Source organism: Culturomica massiliensis (assembly GCF_900091655.1).
In the GTDB taxonomy this organism is placed as follows: Bacteria; Bacteroidota; Bacteroidia; order Bacteroidales; family Marinifilaceae; genus Culturomica; species Culturomica massiliensis.
In genome coordinates this window covers 3,644,115-3,659,330 of the sequence record NZ_LT594621.1, presented here as the reverse complement: position 1 = coordinate 3,659,330, position 15,216 = coordinate 3,644,115, and the positions used below count along the sequence as shown (strand labels likewise).

The window sequence follows — 15,216 nt, the reverse complement described above, 5'->3', positions numbered from 1 at the left end:
TTATTTCCTTTGAGACAACAGACAATTAGGGGCTTCCAATAACTTTAACATAATGGCAGCACATGCTTCGGCATCGGCCAAAGCATGGTGATGCCTTGTCAGATCATAGCCGCAATAAGCCGAAACCGTGTGTAATTGATAGTTTTCCAATCCTTTAAACGACTTACGTGCCAAACGGTAAGTACAATAAAAAGGATAACCGGGATAAACCATTTCATATAAAGCATGAACCGCCTTTAAACACCCTTCATCGAACACACTGTTGTGAGCCACCAGGGGAAGTCCCTTAATCATAGGCAGAATTTCCCGCCACACGGTCGGAAATGCCGGAGCTTCCTCCGTATCTTCCCGTGTCAGGCCGTGAACTGCCGTATTTCGCCGCGAATAAAAATTAGGAGCCGGATGTATTAAACTATAATACTTGTCTTCGATGTTTCCCTCCTTTATAACGACCACCCCTACAGAGCATACACTCGTAGATTGCCAGTTGGCCGTCTCAAAATCAATTGCAGCAAATTCATTCATAACCCGAAATTAAAATCCCGGCAATTCGAACCAAATTGTCGGCAACAACAATACAAAACCCAACACAATAAAAAATATCAATATTTTCACAAACCATTTCACCCACACCTCATAAGGTATACGAGCGATACCCAATGCTCCGATCAGAACGGCCGAGGTCGGAGTAATCATATTCGTAAAACCGTCTCCAAATTGATAAGCCATTACAGTCGCCTGACGTGAAATACCGATCACATCGGAAAAAGGCGCCATAATGGGCATTGTCAAAGCAGCTTTGGCCGACCCGGAAGGAATAACGATATTGATCAACGTCTGAATCAGATACATCACACCCAACGAAACACTCTTGCCGACATCATTCATCAAAGCTGCCAAACCGTGAAGAATAGGGTCTATAATACGACCATCCTGTAATATTTCGATTATTCCACCTGCCAAACCGACAACAATCGCAGCCGAAAGAATATCCTTCGCTCCTTCCAAAAATAATTTTATGACTTCATCCGACGACCTCCCGAATGCAAATCCCGACAAAACGCCCATAGCTAAAAAAAGTGCAGAGATCTCCGTCAAATACCAACCATGCCCCATTACCCCTATGACTAAAAAGACAATCGTGAATCCCAATACCGTCAGAATAAAAAAATGAGACGACTTCCGGAGTCCTAAAGCACCCAATAAAGCATACAAACCAGTCATCACAGGTAAGGCATAAAAAGAAATAACAGCATCTCCCAGGCGGAATTCCGTCAACGGATAATAAACCGAAAAACCGATTAAGGCCACCAATATCAGAAAATATACGACACAGGAAGCCCGGGAAGTATTGTATTCGACTGCCGCCACATTCTCACTCCCCCGGTTCCGCCAATATTCATCAGCCTCATACATGGGGGAAAGGGCCGGATTGCGCTTTATCCGGGCCGCATACCACAAAACGACAGCAATCAGAACAGCCGTCAGTATCCCCCAACAAACCAAGCGATATTCGAACCCGGAAAACAAAGGCAAATCGGACAATCCCTGAGCGATACCAATCGTAAAAGGATTTAAAACCGCACCGGAAAACCCGACATGAGCCGCGACATAAACCATACAAAGTCCTGTAATCGAATCATACCCCATTTTAATAGCCAAAGGAACGATAATAATTACAAAAGCCAGTGTTTCTTCACTCATTCCGAAAACAGAACCAAAAAGGCTGAACAGAATGATAACTAAAGAAATGACGACATTATTGACTCCGATACGCTTCATCCACTTATAACGCTCCAATCCCCGGGTAAAATGTAAAAAAGAAAAAATCCCCACATCTACAGCTTTGCTGCTATTCATAATCTGAAATGCTCCGCCGATAATCAATAAAAAAGCAATGATTCCCGCCTGCTTTTCGAATCCCTCCAATAAAACCCCAAAAACCTGCCAGGTTTGAGGAGATTGTTCCACCCGGTGAAAAGAATCATCAACAATAATCGTGCGCTTCACCCCATCTAATTCGACGGTCTGTCTGTCGAATTCTCCTGCGGGAATAATCCAGGAAAGCACGGCACAAATAAGAATTATAGCAGCGATAATCGTATAGGTATGAGGAACTTTTTTAAACAACGCCATAACATCTGTTTTAGATCAGGCGAAGATAGCAGAAATAGTTGAAAATCGTAAATCAAAAAATTAGACATCCGTTCACGAATCAGTTGAAGGTTAAACAATCTATACAGCGCATTTTGATGTATAACGAATTATTCGCAAATTTGTAATTCAAAAAATAAAGTCTATGAAAAAAATAAGAGCCGCCATTGTAGGATATGGCAACATTGGGAAATACGTATTAGAAGCGCTTCAAACCGCACCGGACTTTGAAATTGCCGGAATCGTCCGGAGAAACCCCGAAAATAATCCGGTAGAGCTGAAAGCTTACCCGGTAGTTGCCAATGTAAGTGAACTGAAAGAAGTAGATGTAGCAATATTGTGCACGCCAACCCGTAGTGTCAAGGCATATGCAACGGAAATGCTCTCTAAAGGTATTCATACCGTTGACAGTTTTGACATTCACACCCAAATTACCGACTTGCATTCACAACTGAATGAGATTGCCCAAAAGCACAACCGGGTTTCCATTATTTCTGCCGGCTGGGATCCGGGAAGTGATTCGATCGTCCGGGCCTTGCTGGAAGCCTGTGCGCCTAAAGGCATTACTTATACAAACTTCGGACCGGGCATGAGCATGGGACATACCGTAGCAGTAAAAGCCATTGAAGGTGTAAAAGCGGCCCTTTCGATGACCATACCGACAGGAACCGGTATTCATCGCCGGATGGTTTACATCGAATTACAAAATGGCTATGATTTTCACGAAGTTGCTGCCCAGATAAAAGCCGATCCTTATTTTGCAAGCGATGAAACTCATGTACTTCAGGTAGACAGTGTAGATGCCTTATTAGACATGGGACACGGTGTCAACCTGACCCGGAAAGGCGTTTCAGGCAAGACGCAAAACCAGTTATTCGAATTCGATATGAAAATCAATAATCCGGCCCTGACCGGTCAGATTCTGGTATCCGCTGCCCGCGCCGCTATGCGTCAGAAACCGGGATGTTACACCCTGATTGAGATTCCGGTGATCGACATGCTTTACGGAAACCGGCAAGAACTGATCAGGCATCTTGTTTAGTAATCTCCCGACACACTAAAAACAGGATGTTTTAGGGTTAAACCGACATTAATTTTAGACTTACGGTTTTTGATTTACGACGTTTTCTACAAAAATCAGAAGGCAGATGCAAATAATCTAAAACCGTAAATCTAAAATTTAATAAAAAATGTCTTCGATAAAAACAAGCAAACGGAAGTCTTCGAATATACATCCAAACATTTTTATTATCCTGTAAACTTTAGTACTTTCGCAAGGCAGAATTTTCAATTTTGCCTCAAAAATCATGACAGATAAGTTAAAAGAAGAAGTATTCAAAGCAACGGAAATTCTTAAACAAGGAGGAGTTATTCTCTATCCTACAGATACGATTTGGGGACTCGGTTGTGATGCAACCAACGAAAAAGCCGTAAAACGCATTTACGAAATCAAACAACGCGAAGACAACAAATCAATGCTCGTTTTACTCGACGATGCAGGAAAAATAGCTTCTTATGCAGATGTCCCGGACATTGCGCTACAACTGATAGAAGTCAGTGACAAACCGATGACGATCATTTATCCCAATGCCCGCAATCTGGCATCCAATTTAATCAATGCCGCAGATCAAACGATAGGCATCCGTATCACGGAAGAGGAATTCAGCAAATCCCTGATATTCCGGTTTCGCAAACCCATTGTTTCTACGTCGGCCAATATCAGCGGACAGCCCTCGCCCGGTTGTTATGCGGAAATCAGTGACGAAGTTAAAAATGCAGTCGACTACATCGTCGACTTCCGTCGGGGCGACAAACAAAAACATACTCCTTCGAGCATTGTCAAACTTGACACAGACGGTACAATCCAGGTAATCCGAAAATAATAAACATACATTCATGGCACTTATTCTCAATATCGATACAGCGACTTCCGTATGCTCTGTTGCTTTGGCCAAAGAGGGACAAATACTCGGAATAAAAGAAAATACGGAAGGGTTAAATCATTCTGTACTACTGGGCACTTTCATCGACGAACTGCTGAAAGAATTCAATATGGAAGTCAAGCAACTGGACGCTATAGCAGTAAGCATGGGTCCCGGTTCATACACAGGCTTACGCATCGGTGTATCTATGGCCAAAGGCCTTTGCTATGGAGGTCAGAAACCCCTGATTGCAGTGAATACACTCCAGGCTTTAGCCCGGTCTGTATCGGATAAACTGAAAGAAGAAGCCTGGTATTGTCCAATGATCGACGCCCGAAGGATGGAAGTATATACAGCCTTTTTCGACCGGGCCAACCGGCCCATGGCCGATACGAAGGCTGAAATCATCACACGGGATTCTTTCGCAGCCATTCTTTCCGCCCGCAAAGTATATTTTTTCGGGAACGGTAGCCACAAAACCCAAACACTCATAACTTCCCCTAATGCTCATTTTTTGGAAAACATAGAAAGTTCGGCTGCTTATATGACAGAAATTGCCGAAGAAAAATTCCGGGAAGGTCATTTTGAAGACGTCGCTTATTTTGAACCTTTCTATCTGAAAGACTTCGTCGCAACCGTTCCAAAGCACAAAGTCATTTGATTAGAAGAGGATATAAAAAGTTTTTATTATTTTTGTGACCAGAAAGAATAATAAAAATAAATCTAATCAATGGCAACAACAGCTGATTTTAAAAACGGATTGTGTATCGTTTTCAAAGACGACCTGTACACAATCGTACAATTTCAACATGTAAAACCGGGGAAAGGTCCGGCATTCGTAAGAACAAAGCTCAGAAACGTCAAAACAGGCAAAGTACTTGAAAATACATTTTCATCGGGTACGAAAGTAGATACGGCACGTATCGAACGTCGTCCGTATCAGTTTCTTTACAAAGAAGGAGAAGACTATGTTATGATGCACACCGAAACTTACGAGCAAATAAATATTCCCGAAGAATTGATCAACGCCCCGCAATTCCTGAAAGAAGGCGATAACGTTGAAATGGTTGTACATGCTGACATGGAAACTCCGCTGTATGTCGAATTACTGCCGACAGTTGTTTTGGAAATTACGTATACAGAACCCGGACTGAAAGGTGATACGGCTTCTTCTACAGCTTTAAAACCGGCTGAAGTAGAAACCGGAGCCAAAGTGATGGTTCCGCTTTTCCTTGAAACGGGCGAAAAAATCCGCATCAATACAGCGGAAGGCAGTTACGTTGAAAGGGTAAGAGAATAACAATACCTCATAAATTTAGATTGTAGATTTTAGATTAAATAAATCCGGCAACAAATTCTTTTGTCAGGCAATTTAAAATTTACAATCTAAATTTCAATATTTCCGTCCGCTACTTTGGTGAGTCCGTCGATGACAATTTTTGCAGCATTCTGTTCTGCCTCCTTTTTAGACGCTCCCGTTCCACTTCCCATCACCTCGCCCCCAACGCTGATAATGCAATTGAAGTGATCTCTGCGGTTTCTTGAATTTTCCGTAATATTGAAAGCCAACTCCTGCTTATTTTTCTGTCCCCACTCAATCAACCGGCTTTTATAATTACGATCTACGGTCACCAACTCCCGGATATTAAAGAAATTGGGAAAAATAAATTTTTCGATGAACTTCTTCGTGTTGACAAAACCCTGATCCAGAAACATGGCTCCGATAAACGCTTCGAACACATCTCCATAGACATGTTTATTCTTAGAGATATCGGATTTAGCGACCACCGCCTTATCCAAGCCGATATTGATCGCCAACTCGTTTAATGATTCCCGGCTTACAACTTTGGAACGGACACGGGTAAGAAATCCCTCGTCTTTACTAGGGAAAAATTTATACAACAATTCAGCAATAATAGCCCCTAAAACAGCGTCTCCCAAAAACTCAAGACGCTCATAATTCAGTACCGTACCGTTCTTTGTATATTTAGAAGCTGATTTATGAAGAAGAGCCAATTTATAGAGGCTTCGATTGCCCGGTACAAAGCCCATCTGAGAAACAGACAATCCATAAAACTTATCTTTCCGATGAAGATAAAGTCTTATGGATTGAATCAATTTACTAACCACTGCCTAAAAATTTAGAAGTGATTATTTTTTAATTACAACACAGGCATTGTGCCCTCCAAAGCCAAAAGTATTACTGATGGCAACATTCACTGTCCGTTTCTGGGGCGCGTTAAATGTAAAATTCAACTTCGGATCGAGTTCCGGCGCCAAAGTGTGGAAATTAATCGTAGGAGGAACAACATCATTTTTTACAGCCAACGTACAAGCAATAGCTTCTACGGCACCGGCAGCTCCTAAGAGGTGACCGGTCATTGATTTGGTTGAACTGATATTCAACTTGTAAGCATGCTCGCCAAACGCTTTCCGGATAGCTGTCGGTTCGGAAATATCGCCCAAACCTGTAGAAGTTCCATGAACATTGATATAATCAATGCTTTCCGGCTTGATTCCTGCATCTTCAAGAGCCAACAACATAACTTCATAAGCACCTTCGGGATCCGGAGCTGTCATATGATAAGCGTCGCAATTACCGGCACCACCTGCTAATTCAGCATAGATACGGGCACCTCTTTTTACGGCATGTTCATACTCTTCAAGAATCAGGCTTGCCCCACCTTCTCCGATCACGAAACCGTCGCGATCCGCATCAAACGGGCGGGATGCAGTTTTAGGATCATCATTGCGGGTTGAAAGGGCTTTCATAGAATTAAAACCACCCACACCAGGAACGGTGACAGCAGCTTCAGAACCCCCGGCAACAATGACATCAGCTTTTCCTAAGCGAATTAAATTCAATGCATCGACAATAGCGTGAGCCGATGATGCGCAAGCAGAAACCGTCGTATAGTTCGGACCCTTAAATCCGTTTTCTATAGCGATCATAGCTCCTGCCATATTAGCAATCATCTTTGGAATAAAGAAAGGGTTGAAGCGTGGTGTTCCGTCTCCCTTTGAAAAAGTATCACACTCTTCAAAGAACGTTTCCAAACCACCGATTCCAGCCCCCCATATTACGCCAATTCGTCTCTTGTTCATCTGTTCCAGATCCAAACCTGCATCTTTAATAGCCTCTCTTGCAGCAATAATACCGAATTGAGTATAAAGATCCATTTTACGAACCTCTTTTTTATCGAAATATTCAGTCGGTTCGTAATTTTTCACCTCACAGGCAAACTGTGTACGAAAATTTGATGCATCAAAACGAGTAATAGGACCGGCGCCACTAACACCTTTAATCAAATTGTCCCAAAACTCCGGTACATTTTTACCAAGTGGATTTATTGTTCCAAGACCTGTAATTACTACTCGTTTCAAATTCATAAAATAGATATTGGTTTTTTACTTTGCGTTAGCTTCTACGTAAGAGATAGCATCACCTACAGTAGTGATCTTTTCTGCCTGATCGTCCGGAATAGTGATGTTGAACTCTTTCTCCAATTCCATGATCAATTCTACTGTGTCCAAAGAGTCAGCTCCCAAATCATTCGTAAATGTAGCCTCCGGAGTAACTTCAGTTTCATCTACTCCTAATTTGTCAACAATGATAGCTTTAACTCTACTTGTAATGTCAGACATAACTTTAAATTTTAATTAGACATTTAATTTAATTCATGCACATTTTTCAAACGCGCATATTTTTCAAACTCGGTGGCAAAGTTAGAGTTTATTTTTTTTCTAAAAAATTTTTTGGGAGGAATATAACTTTTACTACCTTTATGCAATTGATTTATAACGATTTACAAAATGAAAAAAATAGCAATATTTGCCTCTGGATCAGGTTCTAACGCTGAAAACATCATCCGGCATTTTGCTTCTAACAATCAAATTTCCGTCGATTCGGTCTTTTGTAATGTAGCCGATGCCTATGTTTTGACAAGAGCTCAAAAATACCATATACCGACCTTTGTATTTGATAAAAAAGAACTCATTGATCCGGACCGGCTTTTAAAACAACTTCAGGAAAGACAAATCGATTTTATTGTCCTGGCAGGCTTTCTGTGGCTTATGCCCCCTCATATCACAAACGCCTATACACGACGTATCATCAATATCCATCCGGCCTTATTACCCAATTATGGAGGAAAAGGCATGTACGGCATGAAAGTACACGAAGCTGTCATTGCCGCAGGAGAAAAAGAAAGCGGTATCACAATACATTACATTGACGAACATTACGACAAAGGGACCGTCATTTTCCAGGCCAGATGCGATATCAGCCAAGCCGACGATCCGGAAAGCCTGGCACAGAAAATACATGCTTTGGAATATGAATATTTTCCTAAAGTCATTGAAGAAACCATTAATAAATTTTAGATTGCAGACGAAACATGACTTTTCATGTAATCGTAAATCAAAAATCGCAAATATACAGAATGAAATTTACTCATTTTCACGTACATTCTCAATATTCGATTCTGGACGGAGCAGCCAGCATTCCCGGTTTGGTAGACAAGGCGGCAGCGGACGGTATGACGGCATTGTCACTTACCGACCACGGCAATATGTTCGGCATTAAACTTTTTTATGACACCTGTAAGCAAAAAGGCATTAAGCCCATATTAGGCTGCGAAGCTTATGTTGCCCGGGTATCCTTATTCAACAAAGAAAAACCGATCGACCGTTCGGGAGAACACCTTATTATATTAGCAAAAAATCGTACCGGTTATCTGAACCTGGTGAAATTATGCTCTACCGCCTTTGTAGACGGCTTTTATTACCGCCCCCGTATAGACAAACGGGAACTCGAAAAACACCATGAAGGATTGATTATCTCCTCTGCCTGTCTCGGAGGTGAAATCGACCAAAAAATCATGGCCGGAGACATTGCAGGAGCCGAGGCCGCTGCACAATGGTATAAAGACCTGCTCGGAGAAGATTATTATCTGGAGGTAATGCGTCATCCGGCAGCAGACCCCAGACAAAGAGCCGAAATCTATGACAATCAGCAACTCTGTATTCAGGAAAAAATAAAAATAGCCCAAAAATTAGGTATCAAACTCATCGCCACCAACGATGTACATTTTTTGAATGCAGAAGATGCAGAAGCGCACGACCTGTTGATTTGCCTGAACACCCGGAAAGACATCGATGACCCGAACCGGATGCGCTATACCCGCCAGGAATGGTTTAAAACAACACAGGAAATGATAGACCTTTTTCCTGATTTACCGGAAGCCATCGAAAACACACAGGAAATCGTTGACAAAGTCGAAGATTATCAATTGGACTCCGACCCCCTGATGCCTGTATTCCCCATTCCGCCAGAACTCGGAACAGAAGAGGAATACCGCCGGAAATATACCCAGGAAGACCTTTTCAATGAATTTACCCAAGATGAAAAAGGGAACGTGGTCATGTCCGAAGAAGAGGCCCATAAAAAGATCAAAAAATTAGGAGGTTACGAACGGATTTATCGTATCAAACTGGAAGCCGACTACCTGAAGGAATTGACCATGAAGGGGGTGATAAAACGCTATGGCGAAAACCCGTCCCCTGAAGTCATGGAACGAATCAACTTCGAATTACACATCATGAAAACCATGGGATTTCCCGGTTATTTCCTGATTGTGCAAGATTTTATTCAGGCAGCCCGGGATATGGGCGTAATCGTAGGTCCGGGACGCGGTTCTGCAGCGGGCAGCGCTGTCGCTTATTGCTTAGGTATTACCAATATCGACCCCATCAAATACGATCTGCTGTTCGAACGTTTCCTGAATCCGGATCGTATATCGCTTCCCGATATAGATGTCGACTTTGACGACGACGGCCGCCAACGGGTGCTCGAATGGGTAACGCAGAAATACGGTGCAGACAAAGTTGCCCACATCGTAACTTTCGGCAGTATGGCTGCTAAAATGGCCATCAAAGACGTTGCCCGGGTACTGAAGCTCGATTTGTCAGAAGCCAACCGTCTGGCTAAAATGGTCCCGGAAGCTCCCAAAATGACATTGAAAAAAGCCTACAAAGAAAATCCGGACCTCGCCAAAGAAAAAGATTCTCCGAACCCACTGATATCAAAAACAATACATTTGGCAGAAACCCTGGAAGGCTCCGTCAGACAAACCGGAGTGCACGCCTGTGGAATTCTGATCAGCCGGGATCCGCTCACAGACCATATTCCAATCATGCCGACAGAGGGCGAAAGCCTCATGACAACACAATATGACGGCCACTTTGTTGAACCGATCGGACTGATTAAAATGGATTTTCTGGGATTACGAACCCTTTCCATCATCAAAACCTGTCTGGAAAACATCAAAAAATCCAAACACCTCGTCCTCGATGAAAACGAAATACCCCTGGATGACGAAGAAACATTTAAACTATTTTCCCGCGGTGAAACTACCGGACTGTTCCAGTTCGAGTCGCCCGGTATGAAAAAGCACCTTCGCGCATTGCAACCGAACCGCTTTGAAGACCTGGTAGCCATGAATGCTTTATACCGTCCGGGGCCGATGGAATATATCCCGCAATTTATCAAGCGTAAACACGGAGAAGAACCCATTGAGTACGACCACCCGATGATGGAGCCCTATTTGAACGACACCTATGGAATCACCGTATACCAGGAACAGGTAATGCTTCAATCCAGGGCACTGGGGCTCTTTACCCGAGGTCAATCGGACACCTTGCGGAAAGCTATGGGTAAAAAGAAATTCGAGCTATTGGCCGAATTGAAAGGCAAATTTGTCGAAGGCTGCAAAAAAAATCCGGACTTCGTCAAAGGAGCGCAGGAGAAAGGAAAAAACATTGAAGAACTGGTCAACAAAATCTGGGGAGACTGGGAAGCATTTGCTTCTTATGCATTCAATAAATCACATTCCGTTTGTTATGCCTATATCGCCTATCAAACCGGCTTCCTGAAAGCCCACTACCCTGCCGAATTCATGGCAGCCAACTTGAGTAATAACCTTTCGGATATTACCAAAGTGACCGTTTTCATGGACGAATGCAAACGGATGGGCCTAAAAGTTCTTGCCCCGGACGTCAATGAATCATACAATGATTTCATGGTAAATACCCATGGCGACATCCGTTTCGGAATGGCCGCCATAAAAGGAGTCGGAGAAGGAGCCGTCGAAAAAATCATCGAAGAACGGGAAAAAAACGGTCCTTATAAAGATGTCTTCGACTTTTTCGAACGCATCGACTATAAATCCGTCAATAAAAAAACATTGGAAAACCTGATTACTGCCGGAGGTCTGGACAGCTTCGGTTATCACAGAGCCCAATACCTTCAACCTGTGGATGCAACAATGACCATACTCGACACATTGGTAAACTTCGGGCAAAAAAATCAGAAAGACAGTATGAATTTACAGGTATCCCTTTTCGGAGGCATGGAAGGCTATGAGGTAACCCGTCCCAACATCCCGCATTGTGAGCCCTGGACTGATCTGGAAAAATCCAAAAAAGAAAAAGAATTAATAGGCATTTACCTTACTTCTCACCCCCTGGATCAGTTCAAATTGGAAATCAAAGCCCTTTGTACTCCCTTGGATGAACTGAACAGCAATATGCCTGCATTCCGGGACAAAGACATCACAATTGCAGGCATTATCATTAATAAACGTGAAGGTAAAACCAAAAAAGGAAATGATTTCGGCATCCTGACCATAGAAGATTTCAGCGGTAGTTTTGAATTACCGTTATTCGGAGAAGACTATATCAAATACCGGAACTATTTTATCCTGGAAACGGCTATATACATTAAAGGAAGAGTTCAGGCCAAAAGATGGTCAAGTGATCCGGACGACCTCTCTTTCAATATCCTGAGCATCGATTTACTAAACGTAATAGGCGAAAACCTCGTAAAATCCGTTACCCTGCTTGTCGATATCGAACAATTAAACCTGGAAACTTTAAACGAAATCAATAACCAATTCATCCGGCAACATCAGGCAGAAAAAGAAACAAATAATATTCCTCTGAATTTTATCCTGTTCGATAAAAGCGGATACAATGTTAAAATGTTCTCACGAACCTGTCAAATAGAACGTTCCAGAGAATTGTATGAATATTTTGAAAATAATGATGCCATTAAAATGAAAATTAATTAATTTCGCAAAGTGAACAGAGAGTATCTATAGAATTTCCCGGAGAAAAAAAAATTTCCGGAAAATATGGATTGTAATACATGCATGTGATTCATTTATAAACAGAATAAACTTATAACTAAAAACAATATCATGGCTATAGTAGTTAACGATTCTAATTTTGAGGAAGTAGTGTTAAAATCCGAACTTCCTGTTATGGTAGACTTTTGGGCAGAATGGTGCGGTCCCTGCAAAATGATGTTACCGATTGTCGAAGAAGCAGCTACAGAATATGCCGGGAAATTAGTCGTTGCCAAAGTTGATGTTGACAGCAGCCCGGGTACAGCAGCTCGTTTCGGTATTCGTAATATCCCGACAATACTTTTCTTCAAAAACGGAGAAGTAGTAGACAAGCAAGTCGGCGCAGCCCCAAAAACATCATTGGCTGAAAAAATCAAAGCCGTACTCTGATACTAAAATGGAGAATTGAAAGTCATTTAATTTATCACTTTCATTCTCCATTCTTATTTTCAACCTTTCATTTCCCATTCATTTGTGTCTGTATCCTTAGAAGAAATTGTCCAATACGAACAATTTGACAATCTCGAATTTATTGCCTCCCAGATTGTCGAAGGGTTTATTACAGGGCTTCACCGGAGTCCGTATCATGGCTTTTCTGTAGAATTTGCAGAACATCGTGTTTACAACAACGGAGAATCCACTAAACACGTCGATTGGAAACTTTTTGCCCGGACAGAAAAACTGTTCATAAAACAATATGAAGAAGAAACCAACCTACGCTCTTATATTGTATTGGATACTTCTTCATCTATGTTATTCCCATACAAATCGGGAAAAATCTCTAAATTATCATTTTCCGTATACTGTGCGGCAGCATTGATTTATATGCTGCGAAAACAACGGGATGCTGCCGGATTATGTTTGTTTTCGGATAAAATCGAAACATTGACCGATACCAAACTGAATACGACACATACACAAATGATCTATTCCCTGCTGCAAAATCTGATCAAAGAAAACGCCATTCCGTTAAACCGCCCGACCACGACAGCCAATATCCTGCATCAACTGGCAGACAGTATTGGCAAACGTTCCTTAATCGTTCTTTTCTCAGATATGTTCACCAACGGCGACACCGAAGAACTGTTTGCAGCATTACAACACCTCCGCTATAACAAACACGAGGTCATACTCTTCCATGTCAAAGACAAAAAAATGGAAGAACAATTTCAGTTTTCCAATCGTCCGCACATTTTTATCGATCTGGAAAGCGGCAAAGAAATCAAGTTCTCGCCCAACGAAATCCGGGAAACCTACAAGCAAAAAATCGCCGAATTCTACAAAGAATTAAAACTTCGCTGCAATCAATTCCGCATCGACTTTGTAGAAGCCGATATAAATGAAGGATTTCGTGAAATTCTTCTTCCTTATCTGATCAAAAGAAGCAAACTTTATTAACGGACTTCATCCGGCCACGGACAAGGCTTCCCCGTCTTCTTAAAAGAAGGACGTTGGGCGTTCACCGACCGAAGATATTTCCCCAACTCTCCGGATAATTTATGGACTAATTTCGGATTGCGGCTGGCACAATCATCCTTTTCGCCGATATCTGCCCGGATATTAAACAACTCCTTTTTCCCGGTCTCATAATAATATACCAACTTCCAATCACCGTTTCTCACTACCGATGTTGCACCGATTCCGGGCCCCGTATTTCCCCAAAGATTCGGGTAATGCCAAAATAATTTACGCCCTTTAAAGGTATCGCCGGCTTCTTTTAACATAGGAACAAAGCTAACTCCGTCGATATGCTGTACTGTCTTATAATCAGTAATTCCGGCCATTTCCAGTATCGTAGGATAAAAATCTTCGATAATCAACGGCTTATCACAAACAACACCGGGTTTCACAACGCCGGGCCATTTCACCAGCATAGGCTCGCGTATGCCCCCTTCATAAGCAGAACCTTTCCCACTGTTTAACGGTGCATTTTGAGTATGTGGCACTCCATCCCTCCATCCCGGTTCGGAAGCCAGGCCTCCGTTATCGGACATAAACAGGATCACCGTCTGATCCGCCAAATCGTATTTCTCCAAATAATCCATCAAATCTCCCAGACTTTTATCCATTCCTTCCACCAATGAAGCATATGCAGCATCCTTCGGTTGAAGCCCCTTATCCAGATATTTTTGATAAAAACGCATATCGGCATCGATAGGTACATGTACGGCATAATGAGCCATATACAAAAAGAAAGGCTGACCGTATTCCCGGGATTTGTCCAAAGCTTTCATTGCTTCGAGAGTCAAAGCTTCAGACAAAAAAGTACCGCTGCCCCAATAGTGTTCCAATCCCGGCACGGCAAACCAGGGATTCGGTTTTCCATCCGTACGGTTACCGTAGTTTTTTTCACTTAAATAACTGGTCGGTGCCCCTCCGGCATGTCCGGCAATATTGACTTCAAATCCAAAATGATAAGGACTTTCTCCCGGTGTATTTAAAGCCCCGAAATGCGCCTTTCCACAATGAATCGTATGATAACCGTTATCTTTCAACACCTGCGCCAAACCAGTTACCTGAGTCGTATGCTCTATACCCGGAACCTGACAAATCCCGTTTACGTTCCACTCCGGCAATTGCAAAACATCACTCTTCCGGTCAGTAGACTGATTTTTAGGATAAGTCCAGTTTGTCACCCGGTGTCTGGCGGCATTCATACCTGAAAATAAACTGCAACGGCTGGGCGAACTGATACTACATGCATACGCTTGGGTAAACTTCATTCCCTGCGCAGCCAGACGCTCCATATTCGGAGTTTCAAACATTTTATTATAAGGCGTCTCCTTTTCCCAAAAAGGCACTGAAGTATCTTGCCATCCCATATCATCCACCAAAAATAAAATGATATTGGGACGTTTTTCTAACTGGGCAGACTGTCCGTAACCGGTCAGCCCAGCCAAAGGAAGAGCCAAAGTCAATAAAAACTCTTTATTCATAACATTTTGTATTTCATG

14 protein-coding genes are annotated in these 15,216 nt (G+C 42.4%); 8 read left to right on the top strand and 6 right to left on the bottom strand.

The features are described 5' to 3' along the window. Both BN8908_RS16220 and BN8908_RS16215 read right to left on the bottom strand, forming a co-directional pair. The gene (locus BN8908_RS16220) at positions 1-525 is read right to left on the bottom strand and encodes a 3'-5' exonuclease (protein WP_068691657.1); all 525 of its coding nucleotides are present in this window, start codon (positions 523-525) and stop codon (positions 1-3) included. A gap of 9 nt (positions 526-534) precedes the next feature. Continuing rightward, entirely contained in the window at positions 535-2,130 is a 1,596-nt protein-coding gene (locus tag BN8908_RS16215) for a YfcC family protein (RefSeq protein WP_068692397.1), read from the bottom strand. A gap of 169 nt (positions 2,131-2,299) precedes the next feature. On the opposite strand from BN8908_RS16215, the gene BN8908_RS16210 reads away from it, so the two are divergent. The 4 genes from BN8908_RS16210 to efp all read left to right on the top strand — a co-directional run bounded on the left by BN8908_RS16210 (position 2,300) and on the right by efp (position 5,376). Then, positions 2,300-3,196: a diaminopimelate dehydrogenase gene (locus tag BN8908_RS16210; protein WP_068691655.1), complete on the top strand. Its 897-nt coding sequence runs from the start codon at positions 2,300-2,302 to the stop codon at positions 3,194-3,196. 265 nt (positions 3,197-3,461) lie between these two features. Beyond that, positions 3,462-4,037, top strand: a complete 576-nt coding sequence (locus tag BN8908_RS16205) for an L-threonylcarbamoyladenylate synthase (RefSeq protein ID WP_021989149.1) — start codon at positions 3,462-3,464, stop codon at positions 4,035-4,037. Positions 4,038-4,050: 13 nt separating this feature from the next. Then, complete coding sequence (gene tsaB, locus BN8908_RS16200; RefSeq protein WP_068691653.1) at positions 4,051-4,737, top strand: tRNA (adenosine(37)-N6)-threonylcarbamoyltransferase complex dimerization subunit type 1 TsaB; 687 nt, start codon at positions 4,051-4,053, stop codon at positions 4,735-4,737. Between the two features lie 69 nt (positions 4,738-4,806). Then, on the top strand, positions 4,807-5,376 hold the full coding sequence (gene efp / locus BN8908_RS16195) for an elongation factor P (protein WP_068691651.1): 570 nt from the start codon (positions 4,807-4,809) through the stop codon (positions 5,374-5,376). Between the two features lie 86 nt (positions 5,377-5,462). Here efp and rnc read toward each other — a convergent pair whose 3' ends face one another. The 3 genes from rnc to BN8908_RS16180 are packed head-to-tail and all read right to left on the bottom strand — an operon-like array spanning position 5,463 to position 7,721. Next, a complete protein-coding gene (gene rnc, locus BN8908_RS16190) occupies positions 5,463-6,206 on the bottom strand; it encodes a ribonuclease III (protein WP_021989152.1) in 744 nt (247 codons plus the stop codon). Positions 6,207-6,227: 21 nt separating this feature from the next. Next, on the bottom strand, positions 6,228-7,466 hold the full coding sequence (gene fabF / locus BN8908_RS16185) for a beta-ketoacyl-ACP synthase II (RefSeq protein WP_068691649.1): 1,239 nt from the start codon (positions 7,464-7,466) through the stop codon (positions 6,228-6,230). A gap of 18 nt (positions 7,467-7,484) precedes the next feature. Beyond that, a complete protein-coding gene (locus tag BN8908_RS16180; protein WP_009137766.1) occupies positions 7,485-7,721 on the bottom strand; it encodes an acyl carrier protein in 237 nt (78 codons plus the stop codon). A 168-nt stretch (positions 7,722-7,889) separates the two neighbouring features. Here BN8908_RS16180 and purN point away from each other — a divergent pair, with 168 nt between their 5' ends. The 4 genes from purN (at position 7,890) to BN8908_RS16160 (ending at position 13,660) form a co-directional block, all read left to right on the top strand. Beyond that, positions 7,890-8,459 (top strand): phosphoribosylglycinamide formyltransferase, encoded by a 570-nt coding sequence (gene purN, locus BN8908_RS16175; protein ID WP_068691647.1) that lies wholly within the window; start codon positions 7,890-7,892, stop codon positions 8,457-8,459. Between the two features lie 59 nt (positions 8,460-8,518). After that, entirely contained in the window at positions 8,519-12,205 is a 3,687-nt protein-coding gene (dnaE, locus tag BN8908_RS16170) for a DNA polymerase III subunit alpha (RefSeq protein WP_068692395.1), read from the top strand. Positions 12,206-12,334: 129 nt separating this feature from the next. Further along, positions 12,335-12,652, top strand: a complete 318-nt coding sequence (gene trxA / locus BN8908_RS16165) for a thioredoxin (RefSeq protein WP_021989156.1) — start codon at positions 12,335-12,337, stop codon at positions 12,650-12,652. 84 nt (positions 12,653-12,736) lie between these two features. Beyond that, the gene (locus BN8908_RS16160; RefSeq protein WP_021989157.1) at positions 12,737-13,660 is read left to right on the top strand and encodes a DUF58 domain-containing protein; all 924 of its coding nucleotides are present in this window, start codon (positions 12,737-12,739) and stop codon (positions 13,658-13,660) included. Here BN8908_RS16160 and BN8908_RS16155 read toward each other — a convergent pair. After that, positions 13,657-15,198: a sulfatase gene (locus BN8908_RS16155; RefSeq protein ID WP_068691645.1), complete on the bottom strand. Its 1,542-nt coding sequence runs from the start codon at positions 15,196-15,198 to the stop codon at positions 13,657-13,659. The two genes, BN8908_RS16160 and BN8908_RS16155, sit on opposite strands and share 4 nt — an antisense overlap. Positions 15,199-15,216 lie beyond the last annotated feature (18 nt).